22 protein-coding genes are annotated in these 18936 nt (G+C 63.6%); 8 read left to right on the plus strand and 14 right to left on the minus strand.

Features of this window, described 5'->3' with window-relative positions:
- Positions 1–15 precede the first annotated feature (15 nt).
- The 3 genes from puuE to uraH are packed head-to-tail and all read left to right on the plus strand — an operon-like array spanning position 16 to position 1804.
- Positions 16–927 (plus strand): allantoinase PuuE, encoded by a 912-nt coding sequence (gene puuE, locus GEU01_RS02350; protein ID WP_019084785.1) that lies wholly within the window; start codon positions 16–18, stop codon positions 925–927.
- Between the two features lie 8 nt (positions 928–935).
- Positions 936–1451 (plus strand): 2-oxo-4-hydroxy-4-carboxy-5-ureidoimidazoline decarboxylase, encoded by a 516-nt coding sequence (gene uraD / locus GEU01_RS02355; protein ID WP_019084786.1) that lies wholly within the window; start codon positions 936–938, stop codon positions 1449–1451.
- Complete coding sequence (gene uraH, locus GEU01_RS02360) at positions 1448–1804, plus strand: hydroxyisourate hydrolase (RefSeq protein ID WP_019084787.1); 357 nt, start codon at positions 1448–1450, stop codon at positions 1802–1804. Before uraD ends, uraH begins: the two co-directional genes overlap by 4 nt.
- A gap of 106 nt (positions 1805–1910) precedes the next feature.
- On the opposite strand, the gene GEU01_RS02365 is transcribed toward uraH, so the two are convergent.
- From GEU01_RS02365 to GEU01_RS02385, 5 genes are all read right to left on the minus strand, one after another.
- Positions 1911–2939 (minus strand): isocitrate/isopropylmalate dehydrogenase family protein, encoded by a 1029-nt coding sequence (locus tag GEU01_RS02365; RefSeq protein WP_010507600.1) that lies wholly within the window; start codon positions 2937–2939, stop codon positions 1911–1913.
- Positions 2940–3111: 172 nt separating this feature from the next.
- The gene (locus tag GEU01_RS02370; RefSeq protein WP_026018431.1) at positions 3112–4884 is read right to left on the minus strand and encodes an aminopeptidase P family protein; all 1773 of its coding nucleotides are present in this window, start codon (positions 4882–4884) and stop codon (positions 3112–3114) included.
- Between the two features lie 24 nt (positions 4885–4908).
- Entirely contained in the window at positions 4909–5427 is a 519-nt protein-coding gene (locus GEU01_RS02375; protein WP_010507598.1) for a GNAT family N-acetyltransferase, read from the minus strand.
- Entirely contained in the window at positions 5420–6322 is a 903-nt protein-coding gene (locus GEU01_RS02380; protein WP_019084789.1) for a 50S ribosomal protein L11 methyltransferase, read from the minus strand. Before GEU01_RS02380 ends, GEU01_RS02375 begins: the two co-directional genes overlap by 8 nt.
- The gene (locus GEU01_RS02385) at positions 6323–8536 is read right to left on the minus strand and encodes an ATP-dependent helicase (protein ID WP_010507596.1); all 2214 of its coding nucleotides are present in this window, start codon (positions 8534–8536) and stop codon (positions 6323–6325) included.
- Positions 8537–8622: 86 nt separating this feature from the next.
- Between GEU01_RS02385 and GEU01_RS02390 the strand changes: the two genes are divergently transcribed.
- The gene (locus GEU01_RS02390) at positions 8623–9300 is read left to right on the plus strand and encodes a JAB domain-containing protein (RefSeq protein ID WP_232272384.1); all 678 of its coding nucleotides are present in this window, start codon (positions 8623–8625) and stop codon (positions 9298–9300) included.
- 6 nt (positions 9301–9306) lie between these two features.
- Here the strand turns inward: GEU01_RS02390 and GEU01_RS02395 are convergent, their stop codons facing one another.
- Positions 9307–9999: an HAD hydrolase-like protein gene (locus tag GEU01_RS02395; RefSeq protein ID WP_010507593.1), complete on the minus strand. Its 693-nt coding sequence runs from the start codon at positions 9997–9999 to the stop codon at positions 9307–9309.
- An 82-nt stretch (positions 10000–10081) separates the two neighbouring features.
- On the opposite strand from GEU01_RS02395, the gene GEU01_RS02400 reads away from it, so the two are divergent.
- Positions 10082–10753: a JAB domain-containing protein gene (locus GEU01_RS02400; RefSeq protein WP_019084791.1), complete on the plus strand. Its 672-nt coding sequence runs from the start codon at positions 10082–10084 to the stop codon at positions 10751–10753.
- Here GEU01_RS02400 and GEU01_RS02405 read toward each other — a convergent pair whose 3' ends face one another.
- The 3 genes from GEU01_RS02405 to GEU01_RS02415 are packed head-to-tail and all read right to left on the minus strand — an operon-like array spanning position 10754 to position 12633.
- Complete coding sequence (locus GEU01_RS02405; protein WP_019084792.1) at positions 10754–11896, minus strand: 5-(carboxyamino)imidazole ribonucleotide synthase; 1143 nt, start codon at positions 11894–11896, stop codon at positions 10754–10756.
- Positions 11893–12408 (minus strand): 5-(carboxyamino)imidazole ribonucleotide mutase, encoded by a 516-nt coding sequence (purE, locus tag GEU01_RS02410; RefSeq protein ID WP_019084793.1) that lies wholly within the window; start codon positions 12406–12408, stop codon positions 11893–11895. Before purE ends, GEU01_RS02405 begins: the two co-directional genes overlap by 4 nt.
- Positions 12409–12432: 24 nt before the next feature.
- Positions 12433–12633 carry a YdcH family protein gene (locus GEU01_RS02415; protein ID WP_010507587.1) on the minus strand — a complete coding sequence of 67 codons (201 nt, stop codon included), beginning with the start codon at positions 12631–12633 and terminating at the stop codon, positions 12433–12435.
- Between the two features lie 160 nt (positions 12634–12793).
- On the opposite strand from GEU01_RS02415, the gene GEU01_RS24130 reads away from it, so the two are divergent.
- Positions 12794–12964, plus strand: coding sequence for a YdcH family protein (locus tag GEU01_RS24130; protein WP_010507586.1), 171 nt, complete (start codon positions 12794–12796; stop codon positions 12962–12964).
- A gap of 43 nt (positions 12965–13007) precedes the next feature.
- Here the strand turns inward: GEU01_RS24130 and GEU01_RS02425 are convergent, their stop codons facing one another.
- The 3 genes from GEU01_RS02425 to rpmE all read right to left on the minus strand — a co-directional run bounded on the left by GEU01_RS02425 (position 13008) and on the right by rpmE (position 14804).
- On the minus strand, positions 13008–13595 hold the full coding sequence (locus GEU01_RS02425; RefSeq protein WP_026018432.1) for a DUF1013 domain-containing protein: 588 nt from the start codon (positions 13593–13595) through the stop codon (positions 13008–13010).
- Positions 13596–13844: 249 nt separating this feature from the next.
- Entirely contained in the window at positions 13845–14387 is a 543-nt protein-coding gene (locus GEU01_RS02430; RefSeq protein WP_019084794.1) for an Hsp20 family protein, read from the minus strand.
- Positions 14388–14573: 186 nt separating this feature from the next.
- Positions 14574–14804: a 50S ribosomal protein L31 gene (gene rpmE, locus GEU01_RS02435; RefSeq protein WP_010507580.1), complete on the minus strand. Its 231-nt coding sequence runs from the start codon at positions 14802–14804 to the stop codon at positions 14574–14576.
- Between the two features lie 249 nt (positions 14805–15053).
- Between rpmE and mscL the strand changes: the two genes are divergently transcribed.
- Complete coding sequence (gene mscL / locus GEU01_RS02440) at positions 15054–15569, plus strand: large conductance mechanosensitive channel protein MscL (RefSeq protein WP_010507579.1); 516 nt, start codon at positions 15054–15056, stop codon at positions 15567–15569.
- A gap of 145 nt (positions 15570–15714) precedes the next feature.
- Positions 15715–16155, plus strand: a complete 441-nt coding sequence (locus GEU01_RS02445; protein ID WP_231289826.1) for a hypothetical protein — start codon at positions 15715–15717, stop codon at positions 16153–16155.
- 151 nt (positions 16156–16306) lie between these two features.
- Here the strand turns inward: GEU01_RS02445 and secF are convergent, their stop codons facing one another.
- Together secF and secD are read right to left on the minus strand one after the other, a co-directional pair.
- Complete coding sequence (gene secF, locus GEU01_RS02450; RefSeq protein WP_026018433.1) at positions 16307–17257, minus strand: protein translocase subunit SecF; 951 nt, start codon at positions 17255–17257, stop codon at positions 16307–16309.
- Positions 17258–17270: 13 nt separating this feature from the next.
- On the minus strand, positions 17271–18821 hold the full coding sequence (secD, locus tag GEU01_RS02455; RefSeq protein ID WP_081499923.1) for a protein translocase subunit SecD: 1551 nt from the start codon (positions 18819–18821) through the stop codon (positions 17271–17273).
- Positions 18822–18936: the final 115 nt, after the last annotated feature.

Raw genomic sequence — 18936 nt, forward strand, 5'->3', positions numbered from 1 at the left:
CGGGGATACGGCGTAATGTCTGGAACAGGTGTCTATCCCCGTGATCTGGTCGGCTATGGCGGTAACCCGCCGGATGCGAAATGGCCGGGCGGGGCGCGGATCGCGGTGCAGTTCGTCATTAATTACGAGGAGGGGGCCGAGAATTCGGTCCTGCATGGTGATCGCGGGTCGGAAGCCTTCCTGTCGGAAATGATCGGGGCGCAGTCGATTACCGGCGCGCGCGCGATCGCGATGGAAAGCCTGTATGAATACGGGTCGCGCGCCGGGTTCTGGCGGCTGCATCGCATTTTTACCCAGCGTAAGCAGCCGCTTACGGTATTTGGCGTGGCGGCCGCCATGGCACGCAACCCCGCAGCCGTCGCGGCGATGAAGGAAGCGGGCTGGGAAATCGCATCCCACGGGCTGCGCTGGATTGATTACCAGCACGTGCCCGAAGCGGTGGAGCGCGCGCATATCCAGGAATGCATCGCGCTGCATACGAAGCTGACCGGATCGCGGCCGCTGGGGTGGTATCAGGGGCGCACCAGTCCCAATACCGCCCGGCTGATCGCGGAAGAAGGCGGCTTTGTCTATGACGCGTATTCCTATGCCGATGACCTGCCGTATTATGATCGCAGCCATGGTCGTGCGCAGTTGATCGTACCCTATACGCTGGATGTCAACGACATGCGTTTCGTGGCGATCAATGGCTTTACCGAAGGTGAGCAGTTCTTCACCTACCTGCGCGATACCTTTGACGAACTGTATGAGGAGGGGGCGGACAGGCCCCGCATGATGTCGGTGGGCCTGCACTGCCGTGTGGCGGGCCGTCCGGGGCGTGCGCGGGCCGTGGCGCGTTTCCTTGATTACATTGCCACGCGGGAAAAGGTCTGGGTCGCGACCCGGCTGGATATCGCCCGGCACTGGCTGGAAACGCACCCGGCATGAAAAGCGTGATGGACCGCGTCAATGGCGCTTCCGCTGTCAGGTTTGTGGAACTGTTCGGGCCGATATACGAACATTCCCCATGGATTGCCCAGCGCGCCCGCGTCCATGGCCCCTTTGCGGACATGGACGCCATGCTGGCGGCCATGCGCCATGAACTGGACCGGGCGACGCAGGCGGAAAAGATGGCGCTGATCCGCGCCCATCCCGAACTGGCGCAGCGCATGGGCGTGGACCCGACGCTGACCTCTGCTTCCGCGTCCGAACAGGCTTCCGCCGGGCTGGACCGCCTGACGCCGGAGGAGTTCACGACCTTCCGCACCCTGAATGACGCCTATGCCGCCAAATTCGGCATCCCGTTCATCATCTGTGTGCGTCGGTCGGACAAGGAAGGTATCCTGAACGGGATGCGCACGCGGCTGGACAACACGCCCGAAGCGGAACAGCAGGCCGCCCTGCGTGAAATCAACAAGATTGCCGCGTTGCGTCTGGCGGATGTGCTGGCGCGGCTGGAGCAGGAACCATGAGCACCCTTTCCACCCACGTCCTCGACCTTGTTTCAGGCAAGCCCGCTTCTGGCATGGCGATCAGCCTGTGGGCGGGGCAGGATTGCCTGTTCCGCGGCGTGACCAATGCGGATGGCCGTTGCCCGGACCTGGGCCAGCAGACCGGGGACATGCAGGCCGGTGCCTACCGGCTGGAATTCAGTGTGGCGGACTATTTCCGCAACCGGGATGTCGCGCTGTCGGACCCGCCATTCCTTGATGTCGTGCCCATCGCCTTTGGCATGGCGCAGGTGGCAAAGGGGGAGAAGGGGGGACATTACCACGTGCCGCTTCTGGTCTCGCCCTACGGGTTTTCGACCTATCGCGGTAGCTGAGCGGATCAGGGGAACTATTTGAAAACAAAAAGGGCCGTGGCGCATGTAACGCCACGGCCCTTTTTCGTATCCCGCGACAGGCTGGCTGCAGCAGGGAAAAACCGTATCAGACCAGCGCCTGCTTCAGGGCGGCGGTCAGTTCGGTCGTGGTGGCCTTGCCACCCAGGTCGCCCGTGCGCACGGCGCCCGAGGTGATGACCTTTTCGATGGCCTTGTCGATGCGGGTGGCCAGATCCTGACGGCCCACATGCGCCAGCATCATGTTGGCAGCCAGCAGCAGCGAGGTCGGGTTGGCCTTGTTCTGGCCCGCGATATCCGGTGCCGAACCATGGACGGCTTCGAACACGGCGGCCTTTTCGCCAATGTTCGCACCCGGCGCCAGACCAAGCCCGCCAACCAGACCGGCGGTCAGATCGGACAGGATGTCACCAAACAGGTTGGTGGTGACGATGCAGTCATACTGCCACGGATCGGTCACAAGCTGCATGGCGCAGGCGTCGACAATCCGCTCGTTCACTTCCACGCGGCCTTCATATTCCTTGGCGACCTTGCGGCCTTCTTCAAGGAACAGGCCCGTCAGCAGCTTCAGGATGTTGGCCTTGTGTACCAGGGTGACGCGCTTGCGGTTGTTCTTGACCGCGTATTCAAAGGCATAGCGGACGATGCGGTTGCATTCCCTGCGCGTGGTGTAACCCGCGCTGGTGGCGATGGCGTGCGGGTCATCACCGTATGGAATGTAGTTTTCCATCGCCGCGTAATACCCTTCGAGGTTTTCGCGGAAGATGACGAGGTTGATGTTCTCGAAACGGCCACCGGGCACGATTGTCTTGGTCGGACGGACATTCGCGAACAGGCCGAACTCCTGACGCAGTGTCACGTTGATGGACTTGAAGCCACCACCGACGGGGGTCGTCAGCGGGCCTTTCAGCGCAAGGCCGGTGCGGCGGATGCTTTCGATCGTTTCCTTGGGCAGCGGGCTGCCGGTGGCGTCAAGTGCCGCGACACCGCCAAGTGCCTTTTCCCATTTGAAAGGGGCGCCAACCGCATCAAGGATCTCGGTCACGGACTGGACGATTTCAGGCCCGATTCCGTCACCCGGAATCAGGGTGGCGGGAATTGTTTTTTCTGTAGACATTCTCGAACGTCTCCCTTTGTGCTTGCTACTGAAAAGCGTTTCAGCATGCGCACCGGCTTGGCGGACCCGGTTCGTTGCCGGGTGCCCCGTCGGAACTGGTTAAAAGTCCTAGGCCCCCCAGCCCCGTGTGACAATCGGGCCACCGGGCGATGACCGTGGTTTTGCAGTCACATTATCCGGCGTTCAGCGGTGCGCATGCAACGCCAAGCCATGTGCGTTCCTGACTTCCCAGATGTGGGGCGACCCTTTCAAAAACGCGTGCATGATAGGCATCCAGCCAGGCAATTTCATTTTCCTGCAGGCTGGCCACGTCAATCAGCCGCCGGTCGAACGGGGCCAGGGTCAGGACCTCGAATTCCAGAAAATCACGCCCCGCCTCCGCCGTGGGGGATGGCTGGACCAGATGCAGGTTTTCCAGACGGATGCCGAATGCGCCGGGGCGGTAATAGCCCGGTTCATTCGACAGGATCATGCCCGCATGCAGTTTTACAGGACGAAAAACAGGGGAAATGGTCGCCGGCCCCTCATGCACCGACAGGTAGCTGCCAATGCCGTGGCCGGTGCCATGGTCATAGTCCAGTCCCCCTTCCCACAACGCATGGCGGGCAAGGGCATCGAGCGCGTGGCCGGTCACGCCACGCGGGAAGTGCGCACGGGCCAGCGCGATATGCCCGCGCAGCACGCGGGTGAAGGCGTCACGCACATCCGCCCCCGGCGCGTCCGGTCCGGTCCAGACCGTGCGGGTGATGTCGGTGGTGCCAAAGGGGTACTGTCCGCCACTGTCGATCAGATAGACCTCGTTCGGCTGTAGCCTGCGGTCGGTCCCGGGCGTTACGCGGTAATGGATGATCGCACCGTTGGGGCCGGAACCGGAAATGGCGGGGAAGCTTTCCTCCCGGTAATCGGGGCTGGCGGCGCGGAAGCGGTCAAGCTGCTCCGCCGCTGCCAGTTCCGTCGTGTCTGTTGCGTTTTCATCCAGCCAGTGCAGGAAACGGCAGATGGCGATCCCGTCCAGCAGGTGGGCGCGGCGGCTGCCTTCCTGTTCCGTCCGGTTCTTGATCGCCTTGGGCAACTGGCAGGGGTCGCCCCTGCGGATGACCGTGGCCCCCGCGTCCTCCAGCGTCTGGATGAACCATACGGCGTTGCTGGCCGGGTCCACCTGCACGCGCGCGCCGGACAGGGCGCGCAGGTTTTTCTCCAGCGCGGCGGGCGGCGCGATCGTGATATCGTCCCCCAGCCATTGCCGCGTTGTGTCGGCAACCTTGGCCGGGTCGATCAGCAACGTGACGCGCCCGGTCTCATGCACGATGGCGAAGGACAGGCTGAGCGGCGTGTAAGGCACGTCACGGCCACGGATGTTCAGCAGCCATGCGATTGATGCCGGGTCGCTCAGCACCAGCGCAGCATCGCCTGCATCGCGCAAGCCCTCCGCAATGGCCGCGCGCTTGTCCTGACTGGACTGTCCGGCCCATTCCTCGGGCTGCGGGACACACGGCGTGCAGGGGGCGGCGGGACGATCGGCCCAGATCCGGTCAACCGGGTTGGCGGGCAGGGCGACAAGTTCCAGCCCCGCGTCACTGAACGGGCGCAGCGCGCTTTCGCTGATCAGGCGCGGGTCGTAACCGATCCGGCAGGTGGCCCCATGCCGCGCCAGCCATGTGGCGGGGGGGACATCACGGATATGCAGCCGCTCCCATGCCTGTCCGTCCACCTGCTGGTCCATCTGGGTGATGTAGCGGCCATCGGAAAAGACGGCGGCGATGTCAGGCAGCACCGCTGCCAGCCCCGCGCTGCCGGTAAACCCGGTCAGCCACGCCAGGCGTTCGGCGCAGGGGGCGACGTATTCCCCCAGGTGTTCATCCCCACGAGGCAGGATAAATCCGTCAACGCCCATCTGTTTCAGCACGGCGCGCAGCGCGTCGGGGCGGGTCGGGGCGGTAGGCATGGGCATATCCTTCGGCGTAGGGGATCAGGAAACGGACATGATGCGGTACAGGAACAAAAGGTCCATCCACCGCCCGTATTTCGTGCCACATTCGGGCAGCAGGCCACCATGCTGAAAGCCGAAGCGTTCATGCAGCTTGCGCGACGCGATGTTGGTGGAGGTAATGCCCGCGATCATGACATGCACCCCCTCCGTCTTCGCCCGGTCACACAGGGCCTGCAGCAGGGCGCTGCCAATGCCACGGCGCTTGTAGGCCGGGGCGATGTACAGCGAATGCTCGACCGTGTGCCTGTAGCCGGAAAAGGGCCGGAACGTCTTCCAGCTGCTGTAGCCCGCCACGTGGCCATCGGGGGTTTCGGCCACCAGCACGGGAAATCCGCTGGCCTGGCTGGAATGAAGCCACTCCAGCCGGGCGGCGATGGTGGTTTCGTGGGTTTCCCACATGGATGTGCTGTTGCGGATGGCATGATTGACGATTTCGACAATGGCGGGAATGTCCGCATCCGTCGCGTCACGGATCAGCAGGGACGCGGTATCAGCCATTGGGCTTGCGCAGGATAAGCGTGCCCCAGTCCCCTTCACGCAGGTGGCGTTCCAGCACCAGCCCGTGGCGGCGGTGTGCTGCCAGCACCATGCGTACCTGTGTATTCAGCAGCCCCGCGAGGATGGCCGTGCCACCGGGCAGCAGGTTGCGCGCAAGGTCGGCCGCCATGCTGCATAGCGGACGGGCGAGGATGTTGGCGAATACAAGGTCATAGGGCGCATGGTGGCGGATGGCAGGCGTGGACCAGCCATTGCCCAGGTGACAGTCCACCAGGTTGGACAGCCCGTTCATGGCCGCGTTGCGCCGCGTCACGCGTACCGACCACGGGTCGATATCGGTCGCCAGCACGCGTTTGTGCAGCAGGGATGCGGCCGCCATGGCCAGGATGCCCGACCCGCAGCCAAGGTCGAGGATGCGCCGGGGTCTGCGATAGGCGACCATTTCCAGCGCGCGCAGGCAGCCACGGGTCGAACCATGTTCCCCCGACCCGAAGGCGACGCCCGCATCCAGCGTGATGGTGATGCGCTGGGGGCGGGTGGTGCGTTCAAGGTGCGTGCCCCGGATGGCGAAGCGCCTGCCCGCAAGCTGTTCGGGAAAGGATTCATAGGTGCGGGCCAGCCAGCCTTCGGATTCCGTGTGGCTGCGTTCCAGTTCCGCATCCACGCCACTGGTCAGGGCAGCCAGGATCAGGGCGGCGCGCAGTTCGTCCTCCCCGCTGCCGGTATCCTTGACGCCTTCCACGCGCCACAGGGTCTGGCTGTCATCGACTTCGAAAATGCCGATGGTGGCGCAGACGGTGGACAGGGCGGATTCATAGGCTTCGACCGCATCAGGCGGGACCGTGACCGATATGGTTTCCAGTTCTGTGGCGTGACGCCGGGGGGAAAGGCTCATCTATACCTGCTCAACAAATGTATCGATCACCCGCTTGGGGCCTGCTTTTTCAAACGCGACTTCCAGCCGGTTTCCCTCGACCGAGGTAATCGTGCCGTAGCCGAATTTCTGGTGGAACACACGCACCCCCACCTTCATGCCCGACGTGGCGGTGGTGGACGGGGTTACGTCATGCACGCGCCGGGACGCCACCAGCGGGAAGGGCGTGCTGCCGAACACGGCGGGGCGGCCGAGGAAGCTGCGCCTGCTGTTGGCCGTATCGCCGCGCGTCTCGATATGTTCGGCGGGCAGTTCCTCGACAAAGCGGCTGGGAATGGCGGACTGCCAGTTGCCGTATATGCGGCGGTTGGCGGCGTGGCTGATCATGGCCAGCCTGCGCGCCCGCGTAATGCCGACATAGGCCAGGCGGCGTTCTTCCTCCAGCCCTTTCAGGCCGCCTTCATCCAGCGTGCGCTGGGAGGGGAACACGCCTTCCTCCCATCCCGGCAGGAACACGGTGTCGAATTCCAGCCCCTTGGCGCCATGGAGCGTCATGATGCTCATGCTGTCCGCGCCCGATTTATCCTCGGTATCCATGACGAGGGCGACATGTTCCAGGAAACCGCCAAGGTTTTCGTAATCCGCCAGCGAGCGTACCAGTTCCTTCAGGTTTTCCAGCCGTCCCGGCGCATCGGGGGATTTGTCGGCCTTCCACATGTCGATATACCCGCTGTCCTCCAGCAGGTGATCGATGGCGACGACATGTCCCTCGCGCCCCAGCATGTCGCGCGTGGCGCCCAGCGTGCGCATGAGGGCGGCAAGCTGTTCCTTCGCCCGGCCCTTGATGTCGCCCGCGCCCAGCATTTCCAGCACGGCCGCGGTCAGCGGGATCTGGCGTTCGCGGGCATGCATGTGCATTTTCTGCAGCCCCGTGGTGCCCACGCCCCGGCGGGGCACGTTGATGATGCGTTCAAACGCAAGGTCGTCCGACGGCTGGTTGACCACGCGCATGTAGGCGATGGCATCGCGGATTTCGGCACGTTCGTAAAAACGCAGGCCGCCCACCACGCGGTAGGGCAGGCCGAGGGTAATCAGCCGTTCTTCAAACGCGCGGGTCTGGAAACCGGCGCGGACAAGGATGGCGATTTCCGCCATCGGGTGGCCATCGGCGCGCAGGCGTTCGATCTCGGTGCCGACCATGCGGGCTTCATCATCCGAATCCTGCACGGAAATCACGCGCACCTTCTCGCCTTCCGCATCCTCGCGGCCGGGATGCAGGGTCTTGCCCAGACGTTCCTCGTTATGCGCGATCAGGCCCGACGCCGCCCCAAGGATCTGCCGGGTGGAACGGTAATTGCGTTCCAGCCGCACGACCTTCGCGCCGGGGAAATCACGTTCGAAGCGCAGGATGTTTTCCACTTCCGCCCCGCGCCAGGAATAGATCGACTGGTCATCATCGCCGACGCAGCAGATGTTGGACGGCTGGTTGTCCCGATGGGCCAGCAGCCGCAGCCACAGGTACTGGATGGTGTTGGTGTCCTGATATTCGTCCACCAGGATGTAGCGGAAGAAACGGTGATACTGCGCCAGCACATCGGGATGTTTGCGCAGGATTTCCGTCATGTGCAGCATGAGGTCGCCAAAGTCGCAGGCGTTGAGCTGCTTCAGGCGCTGCTGGTAATCGGTATAGATCTCGGCGCAGCGCCCATTGGCGAAATCCGTGTCCTCGGCCGCCGTGATGGCGTCTGGCACCAGCCCGCGATCCTTCCACCGCTGGATTACGCCCATGATCGCCTGTGGCGGCCAGCGCTTGGTATCGATGCGGTAGGGTTCAAGCACCTGCTTGAGCAGGCGCAGCTGGTCATCGGTGTCAAGGATGGTGAAGCTGCTGGTCAGCCCGACATATTCCGCATGGCGGCGCAGCATGCGCGCGCACAGCGCATGGAACGTGCCCAGCCACAGCCCTTCCGCCGGTTCGCCCAGCAGGGCGCTGACACGTTCGCGCATTTCACGCGCGGCCTTGTTGGTAAAGGTCACGGCCAGGATCTGGTTGGGCCGTGCGCGGCCCGACAGTAGGATATGCGCGAACCGCGTGGTCAGCACCCGCGTCTTTCCGGTGCCGGCGCCGGCAAGGACCAGCAGTGGGCCATCCGTCGTCTCGATCGCGGCCCGCTGTTCGGGATTGAGGCGGTTCAGGTAATCCGGCGCGGGGCCGGTGGGGATAAGGCTGTCCATGACATTATCTTCTATAGCAATCCCGTCGCCGGGTAACCAATGCTATCAATCATGGCGAGGGGAAATGCGGTGGGGGAAGCGATGGCATGAATACGCTCAGGGGAACGGGGCCGGGTGGCCACCGGGCACGCATGCGCAGGCGTATCCGCACGGCAGGCGCGCATTCGCTGGCTGATTACGAATTGCTGGAGGTCCTGCTGTTCGCAGCCGTGCCCCGGCGCGATACCAAGCCGCAGGCCAAGGCACTTCTGGCCCATTTCGGCGATCTTGAGGCCGTGCTGGACGCCGGTCCCGCCGCCCTGCGCGCGGCGGGGCTTGGGCCGCGCGGGGTGGCGGTGCTTGGGTGTCCCGTACAGGTGGCCCGGCGTCTGGCGCATCCCGACCTGCGGGGTCAGGTGATTTTCGCGGACATGGCGGCGGTGCTGGCATACTGCGACCGGCTGCCCGCGCGCGATCCCGACGCGTGGCGGCTGTTCTATCTTGATTCCGCGCGGCATGTGCTGGCCGATGAAGCTGTCGCCCCCGCCCCGCCTGCCGATATGTGCCGGACCGTGCTGGCGCGCGCGCTGGAACTGCATGCCGTCTCCCTGGTTGCGGTCAGGGATATCGGCCAGCGCACGCCGCCAGCGGACGGGCAGGATGCCGACCTGCGTTTTGGCCGCATGCTGGAAACCCACGCCCGCCTGCTGGGCCTGATCGTGCATGACTGCGTGGTGCGCGGCTGCGGGACGGATGCAAGCCTGCGGGCGATGATCGCGCGATAGGGCGTATCAGCCGTGCGGGTGGGCTTCGGCCGCGGCAAACTGCTGGCGGATCGCGTCCAGCAGTTCGGACGGCTGGCTGACCAGCGCATCGGCACCGGCCTGCGTCAGTTCCTCCCGCGTGCCGTATCCCCACAATACGCCCAGCGCGCGAACGTGGTTGGCATGTGCGCCGCTTATGTCAAAACGCCGGTCGCCGATCATCAGCGCGTCCTCGCGCCGGATGTCGTGTTCACGCAGCACGGCGGCGATCAGTTCGGGTTTTTCCGCGCCGCTGTCATCGGCGCGCGCGCCCGACAGGCCATCGAAATACTGCACGAGATTGCGCAGGTGCAGGATCTTGCGCGCAAGATGGCGTGGCTTGGATGTCGCAACAAACAGCCGCACCCCTTCCGCGGACAGGGTCTCGATCACGTTGCGCATGTGGTCGAAAACCGGGCTTTTGTGCATGCCTTCCGATTCGTAGTGCTTGCGGTAAAGCGCCATCGCTTCCTGCACCCGGTCATCGCCATAATGCGCGAGGATATGGGCGATCAGTTCCTCCAGCGGGGGACCGACCACCCATGTCAGGTCGATCGACATGTCGGGTTCATGACCAAGGTCGCGCAGTACGGCGTAAATGGATTCCACAATGCCATCGCGGGAACGGACGATGGTTCCGTCCAGGTCAAAAAGTACGGTATGGTTTTCATGAAACGGCATGCAGGTTCATAACCTCCTTGTTCTGAGCGCATAATGCACCATCGGGACGGCTTTTGTCCTGCAATTGTTGGGAAAACACCGTTTGCACGATCACACATCGCCCGAACCGGTCGCACTTCCCCTTGGGGGCGGTATCAGCCGGGCGGATGACCATGCCTTCCTGCAGCGCCTGATCCGCACGCTTGATTCCTCCCATCCCGCACCGGACCGTCTGGCCGCCAGCTTCCTGGCCCGTTTTGGTTCAGCGGGGATGGCGCTGTCGGCGCATGTGGGGGCGCTGGATGAAGTGGCGGGACGTGAAACCGTCCTGCCGCCCCTGCTGGCGGTCGTGACGGAGGCGGCGCTGCGCCTGTACCGTGCCCGCGTGCGGCGCACGGACATTCTGGCGGGACAGGCGGGGCTGGAAGCCTACCTGCAGGCCTGCAGGGGCCATGAAGTGATCGAACAGTTCCGCGTGCTGTTTCTTGATGAAGACTTCCACCTGCTGGCCGATGAACTGATGGGCACCGGCACGGTCAACCATTCCCCGGTCTACCCGCGCGAAATCATGCGCCGCGCGCTGAAACTGGGGGCCAGGCGGCTGGTGCTGGCGCATAACCACCCCGCGGGCCAGCCGGAACCCTCGTCCGCCGATATCGAAATGACCCTGCGCATCGCCCAGATCGGCAAGCCCATGCAGGTCACGGTGCATGACCACATCATCGTGGGCAATGGCCGGACCCACAGTTTCCGCGCGGCGGGACTGCTGATCTAGTTACGCAGCGCCCTTGCGGTCCGCCAGTGGGCCGAGGGCGGCTTCCACCCCGAATTCACCGGGTAGCGCACCCTTGGGAAACAGCACGTTGACATGTCCCATCTTGCGCCCCGGGCGGGCTTCCGCCTTGCCGTAATGATGCGCCAGCAGGCCCGGGGCAGTCATGATTTCAGGCCACAGGGCCATGTCAGCGGGGCCGATCAGGTTTTTCATGACCGCGTCGCTGTGGCGGCCGGCGGGGGGCAGTGGCAGGCCGGTCACGGCACGCACATGCATCTCGAACTGGTCCACGGGGCAGGCATTCATGGTCCAGTGGCCCGAATTATGGGGGCGGGGCGCGATTTCGTTCACGCGCAGGCTGCCGTCCCGGTCCACGAACATCTCGACCCCCAGCAGGCCGGTCAGGTCCAGCGCCGTGGCAATGCGGCGGGCAAGGTCGCGCGCCTGCGCCGCAAGGTCGGGTGCGATTCGGGCCGGGGCCAGGCTTATGTCCAGAATGCCGTTGCGATGGCGGTTTTCGGTTACGTCAAAGGTCACGGTATCGCCGCGTGCGTTACGCGCGACCATCACGCTGACCTCACAGGCGAAGCGCACCATGCCCTCGGCCACCAGCGGGTGGGGACGCAGGCTGTCGAATGCCGCATCCAGTTCCGATGCATCGTGGATGCGGGCCTGGCCCTTGCCATCATAACCAAGGCGCGTGGTCTTGAGGATGAAGGGATAGCCCAGCGCTTCTGCCGCCCGGTCCAGATCGGCGCGGTCATGCACGCCCCGCCATGGCGCCACCGGAATGTCGTTTTCCGCCATGAAGGTCTTTTCGGCTATACGGTCCTGGCTTATGCGCAGGATGCGACCGGCAGGGTGCACCGGGCGGATGCTGGACAGCAGGTCCAGACCGTCGGCGCTGATATTCTCGAATTCAAAGGTGATGACATCCACCGCATCGGCAAAGCGGCGCAGGGCGTCATGATCATCATACCGGCCAAGGGTAATGGCATGCGCAACCTGTGCGGCCGGGCCGTCGGCTTCCGTCGTCAGGATATGGGCGCGGTAGCCAAGGCGGGCGGCGGCAATGGCGGACATGCGGCCAAGCTGTCCGCCGCCGACAATGCCCAGGACCGAACCGGGGGCAAGCGGCGTCATCGCACGGGTTCCTGCGCCACGGCCGCCGTCTGTTTCGCCCGCCATGCGGCCAGCCGCCCACCAAGGTCAGGGTCGGACAGCGCAAGGATGGAGGCCGCCAGCAGCGCCGCGTTGGTCGCCCCGGCCTTGCCAATGGCCAGCGTGCCCACGGGAATGCCGCCGGGCATCTGCACGATCGAAAGCAGGCTGTCCATGCCCTTCAGCGCATGCGATTCGACCGGCACCCCCAGCACAGGAAGCGCCGTCCACGCGGCACACATGCCCGGCAGGTGCGCGGCCCCCCCGGCGCCCGCGATGATCACCGACAGGCCACGTCCCTGCGCCGATTTTGCGTATTCCGCCAGGCGGTCGGGCGTGCGGTGGGCGGAGACGATGCGCACCTCATGCGCGATATCCAGCGCTTCCAGCACGGCGGTGGCGTGACGCATGGTTTCCCAGTCGGACTGGCTGCCCATGATCAGCCCCACGCGCGGGGATTTCGTGCCGGGGGACGGAAGGGGGGAAAGGCTCACGATTGCAATACTTTCGTCAGGGAATCAGGCGATACTGTCGGGGATCATGCGGCTTTCCAACCATGTGATCTCATCCTTCAGCAGCAGCTTGCGCTTTTTCAGCCGTTGCAGCTGCAACTGGTCCGTTACCTGCTGGGCCATGCGGCTTATGACCGTATCAAGGTCACGATGTTCGCTGCGCAGTTCGTGCAGCTTGCGAAGCAGGGTATCCCGATCTGTCAGCATGGCGGCTCATCTGTTAAGTGGGCATGTCGTATCCTAAGCATATCCGCCGCAAAAGGCGAAATGCCGGACATGATCCCCAGGGGCTGCAATTTTAGCATGGAAATTGCAGCATCGTCTGGTCTAGCCTGATCGGGTTGCAGTAAAGACGCTGGAGGGTTCCATGTCGTACGAAGCACGTATCAACAGCCTCAAAACCCGTCATGCGCGGCTTGACGCCCGCATTTTCGATGAAGACCGCAGGCCCATGCCCGATGAGGGTGCCCTGCGGCGGCTCAAGCTTGAGAAACTTCGTGTGAAGGAAGAGATCGAGCGCCTGGCCCGGCTGGGCTGACAACATTCCCGCCGCCCGGGCGGTCCGGGCGGCGGGGTGTTGGTCAGATGCCGTGTTCGTTGTCGTCATCCAGTTCCAGCGGCGGCGGCACGGCCTGGCCTTCGCGCGCCAGGCGTTCATTGGCGGCGGCGACCATGGCGTTCAGGTCCGTCTGGCTGCACAGGCCCAGCGTGACCGGGTCGCGCGGCTTGATGTTGGCGCTGTTCCAGTGCTGCTTGGTGCGCACCTTCTCGATGGTGTCCTTGGTGGTGCCCAGCAGCTTGCTGGTCTGCTGTTCCGACAGTTGCGGGAAATTGCGCAGGATGAAGGCAATCGCGTCCGGACGGTCGTTACGCTTGGCCACCGGGGTGTAGCGCGCGCCCTTGGACCGGCGGTTGATCGGGTTGGCGGGCGGCAGTCCCTTGAGGCGTTCCTCGGGGTCTTTTTCGCAACGTGTAATTTCCGCCTGGGTCAACTGGTGGTGGGCGATCGGGTCATAGCCCCGGATTCCCTGTGCCACTTCCCCGTCCGCGATGGCCTGGACTTCAAGGGGATGCATTCCACAATACGCGGCAATCTGGGTAAAGGTCAGCGCCGTCTTTTCAATAAGCCACACGGCGGTCGCCTTGGGCATTAAGGGCAGGGCAGTCATTCTCAGGTCCTACAGCGTGTGGCGCCACACGCAGGCACCTGAAAGGGTGTTTGAAACGGCCCCTGAAAAGGTGGAAGCCGTGCGTACCTGCTGGCGCGCCAGAAACAGAAAACACTCGTGGAAGTGATATGACGGTTGCAGGCGGCAAAGGTCAAGACTTCAATCCACCCGTCCCGGATGTTTCCCATCAATAAAAACAGGGGCAGACCCGTGGCCTGCCCCTGCGGCAAACAGACTGTGATCGCCCACTTATGCGGCACGGCTTGCGGGCTGTGGAGCAGGGGCGGCGGCGCCTGCCGCGATCGTGCCGGCCATGGCATCGGTGGCGGGTTGGGGGGGCTCGGCCCGTGGGGCGGTATCGCCCGCCATGGTCTGGCCTGATGAAATGGGGATACGGCGTGGCTTCAGCGCCTCGGGCACGATATGGCGCACCGCGATGCGCAGCAGGCCGTTGGTCAGGTCCGCCTTTTCCACCACGACATGGTCAGCCAGCACGAAACGGCGTTCGAAGGCGCGCGTGGCGATGCCGCGATAGAGCATTTCCCTGTCCTGCGTGCCATCGCTGACACGACCTGACACGATCAGGGTATTGTCCTGTACCGTCAGTTCGATGTCATCGGGACCAAATCCCGCGACCGCCATCGTCAGTGTATATTGCGCGTCGGACAGTTTTTCGATGTTGTAGGGGGGATAGGACGAACCGACCGGGTTCTGTGCCGCCGTGTCGACAAGCTGGGCCAGGCGGTCAAATCCTATGGCGCTGCGAAATAGCGGCGCGAAATCGTAAGCCATGTGAAACCTCCATGAAGCAAGGTCTGGTGTCATGCGGTCCCTCGGTTGAGCTGACCGCGATTTTGGGTGATGCGCATGGACCCGCTATGGGCATCCGGCGCACTCCAGACATGGGAATGCCCGGCCCCCTGTTCAAGGGACCGGGCATTGCCACGGACTTCAGACCTGATCGAGAGGAAGGAGGGATCAGCCCTTCTTGCGCTGGCCCAGTGCGCCGAACTTCTTGTTGAACTTGGCGACCTGGCCCCCGGTGTCCATCATGCGCTGCACGCCGGTCCATGCCGGGTGGGACTTCGGATCGATGTCCAGGCGCAGCGTATCGCCAGCCTTGCCGTAGCACGAACGGGTCGTGTACTCGGTGCCATCGGTCATGATGACATTGATTTCATGGTAGTCGGGGTGGATGCCGGATTTCATTTCAAACACTTTCGCGCTGGGCCCACCGATGCCGACCGGGGGCGTTGTATCGGCAGGCGTATAGACGACAAGTGCCGCCAAGATCAACACCCGATGGCAAGAAAAGGCCGCCCTTCCGTCTTCGCGCCATGGTGTTACCCGGTTGCATCATGCCGGGGAATGGAAGGGCCACATGATAATATATGGTCGTCATGATGTCGGGATGTTGCTAGAGCTAGGGCGTATTCCATTAAACAAGGATTGGCATTCATGGCGAAACTGCCGGATCACGTGCCCGAACTGCACGTCAAGGATCTTCATGTACCCGGTTGGCTGGGAGAATTCCGCGCGTTCCTCATGCGCGGCAATGTGGTTGACCTTGCGGTCGGTGTGATCGTGGGTGCTGCGTTCACGGCCATCGTGAACAGCCTGGTGAAGGACGTGTTCACGCCGGTACTGGGCCTGCTGATCGGCGGTATCGACTTTACCAACCTGTTCATCACCCTGCGTGGCCCGCACATGGCGACGCTGGCCGATGCGCAGAAGGCTGGCGCGGTCACGATCAATATCGGCCTGTTCCTGAATGCGGTGATCCAGTTCATCATCATCGGTTTCGTGATTTTCTGGGTGGTGAAGGCCATTAACCGTCTGACGGTGAAGAAAGAAGCCGAAAAGCCCGCGACGCCGCCCGCGCCGCCGCGCAACGAAGTGCTGCTGCAGGACATCCTTGATGTGCTGAAGACGGAAGCAGCCCAGAAATCGGCTGCGACCGCGCCCAAGGCCTGATCCCACATATCAGACTGCCGGAACGCAGGACGGGCACCCCGATGGGTGCCAGTTTTTTTTGGCGCATCCCTGACCGCACTTGTGCCGGGGGACGGGACTGCCCAATATCCCCCGGTATGGTGAAGGTGGCTGGCTTATGATTGATATGACACGATATATGCGCGGGCGGCTGCTGGCCCTGTCGGCAGTGGCGCTGCTGGCGGGCTGTCATTCGTCAGGCAGGGCGGACATGTCCCGCCTGTCGGCCCCGGCACAGGATTACCTGCTGATCACGTCCTATTTCATGGCCGAAGGGGGCATGGTCAGTCGCCTGCAGGATGGCGGCCTGTCGGGGCAGCAGGTGTATGACATGGCGACCTCGCTCAAATACGGCAAGAGCATGATCCTCGCCGCCCTGACCAAGCCATCGCGCAAGGCGCGCCGTAATGGGCAACAGGCAGTGGAACTGATGGTGGCCTGCACCAACCAGCCCGATCCGTCCACGCTTGGTGGCAGGACGCCGCGCAGTTGCCTGCCGAATGGTCCAGCCAGTCCTGATGCAAAAGGGCAGGTGCCGCCGCAACCGGCCACACCTGCCCACAAGTAAAAGTATGAATATATAAAAGTTTTTGGGTGCCGCCTTTTTTCAGGAAGGCGGCGTCGTGTGAAGCTTTTTGAAAAAAAGCCTTACCAGGAACGTCTTTATGCTGCGGGCAGATCCCGCGCATATCCGTTTCGCGCGTGGCCAGCGCCGGGTTTCAGTTGCGCACGGGGGGGCGTGCGTCACGACGCAGGCGCTTTTCCCCCAGCAGCAGCAGCAGCGGTGCGGCAATGAAGATGGACGATGACGTGCCCACCACGATCCCGAACAGCATCACCCACGCAAACCCCGACAGGCTGGCCCCACCGAACAGCGCCAGCGGGAGTGCAGCAAGAAACACCGTCGATGACGTGCCCAGCGTACGGCTGAGTGTTTCGTTGATCGACAGGTCAATCAGTTCTGCCAGCGGCATGGTGCGGTATTTGCGCAGGTTTTCACGTACGCGGTCATAGACCACCACCTTGTCATTGGTGGAATAGCCAAGGATGGTCAGGATGGCCGCCACCATCACCAGATCGAATTCGAAATGCGTGATGACCAGGAAACCGATGGCCTTGGTCAGGTCCAGCACCAGCGTCACCACCGCGCTGACCGCGAACTCCCATTCAAAACGGAACCAGATATAGGCCAGGATCATCAGCAGGCTGATGCCGAGCGCCAGCATGCCGTTGCGGAACAGTTCCTTCGATACCGACGCACCCACCGCATCGGCCCGCAGCACCTGCGCGCCGGGCAGGGTGCCGATGGCATGACGCACGGAATCGACCATGGCCTGCGTGCGGGCCTCATGGTCGGGTTCGCTTTCGGGTGGCGTATCAAGGCGGATCAGCACGTCATCCGGGCCGCCAAAGGACTGCACGCCCGCAGCCGTCACGTGCTGGGCGGCAAGGGCGGCGCGGATTGCGTTGAAATCCGCCGGTCCCTGCGTGCGGGCTTCCACCACGATACCACCACGGAAATCCAGCCCCAGCGTCAGGCCGGGATGGAAGAACAGGATCAGCGAGGCAATGGACAGCACGGCCGATGTCGCAAGCCCGATGAAGCGGCCGCGCATGAAGTTGATTTTCGTGCCACGCGGCACGAACCGGAGAAGGGGACGATCAAACATCATTCGGCGCGCCTCAGACCGGCAGGGTGCTGGGACGTGTGCGGGCATACCAGCGCACCATCAGCATCCTGGATAGGAGAAGGGTGGTGAAAAGGGTGGTCACGATGCCGATCGTAATCGTCAGCGCGAAGCCGCGTACCGGCCCGGTCCCGAAAACAAACAGCATGACATGCGCCAGCAGCGCCGTGGCGTTACTGTCCACGATCGTGCCGGTCGCGCGTTCGAAACCCGCCTGCATGGCCTGCAGCGCGCTGCGGCCACGGGCCACTTCCTCGCGGATGCGTTCGTTGATCAGGATGTTCGCATCCACCGCCATGCCCAGGGTCAGCAGCATGCCCGCCATGCCCGGCAGGGTCAGCGTCGCCTCGAACAGCGACAGGATGGCGGTCATCAGCACCAGGTTGGCCAGCAGCGCAATGTTCGCGTACCAGCCGAACCGGCCATAGAACAGCGCCATGAACGCGATCACCAGCACGAAACCGGCAGCAAGGCTGTAGCCGCCCGCGCGGATCGAATCAGCACCCAGCGACGGGCCGATGGAACGCTGCTCGATCACGTTCAGCGGTGCGGGCAGCGCGCCCGCGCGCAGCAGCAGCGCCATGTCGGTGGCCTGCTGTGCGCTGAACCCGCCGGTGATCTGCCCGCTGCCGCCGGTAATGGCGGTGCGGATGACCGGGGCCTCGATCACCTTGTTATCCAGCACGATGGCGAAGCGCTTGCCCACATTGGTCCGCGTCACGTCGCCAAATTCCTGCGCCCCGGTCGAATCGAAGGTGAAGTTCACCGCCCATTCGCCGCTCTGCTGGTCGATCGAGGCGCTGGCGTTGGTCAGGTCCGCGCCATCCACATCAACATGGGAAAAGACCGGCAGCTTGGTCTGCCCGTCGGTCATGGGCAGCATTTCCACGCCCGGTGGCGGCACGGCGGACCCGATGGCGGAATCGGCAACCAGATGGAACGTCATCTTGGCCGTGGTGCCCAACAGGTTCTTGACCCGTTCGGGGTCACTGATGCCGGGCAGTTCGACAATGATCCGGTCATCGCCCTGGCGGGTGATTTCGGGGTCGATGGCGCCGGTCGCGTCGATACGGCGGCGCACGATCTCGATCGACTGGGTCACGGCGTCATAGGCGCGCTGGCGCGCGGCCTCGGCCGACAGGGTGATGGCGATCTGGCCGCCTTCGGCCTGTTCCACCCTGAATTCGCCCGGCACGTTCATCGGCATGGCGCGCAGCGCCTTCAGGTCGGGCTGCGCTTCTTCCGGCGTGCGGGGCGTGAATGTCACGCCATGCGCGGTGGTGGTCAGGTTGCGGTAACCCAGCGAATTCTTCAGTAGGGTCTGGCGTGTTTCATCCTGCAGCCCGCGCAGCCTGTCGGCTGTCACGCTGTTCATATCAACCTGCAGCAGCAGGTATGACCCGCCCCGCAGGTCAAGGCCCAGATGGATCTGCCGCCATGGCAGGGACGCCACGGGCTGGCGGATGACATTGGGCAGGCACAGCGCCAGCCCGATCAGACATACGCCAATGACCGAAGCCATTCTGAGCCGACTGTAATACATCATGACTTGATGGAGAGCTCCCTACGCCCGGCTGGCCGGTTCCCTGTCCGGCATGGTCAGTGTATCGCGTGTGCGAAAAATCAGTGGCGGGAACATGCCGGTCCCTGCCCGATGATGC

It is taken from the genome of Komagataeibacter europaeus LMG 18890, from assembly GCF_000285295.1.
Lineage (GTDB): Bacteria > Pseudomonadota > Alphaproteobacteria > Acetobacterales > Acetobacteraceae > Komagataeibacter > Komagataeibacter europaeus.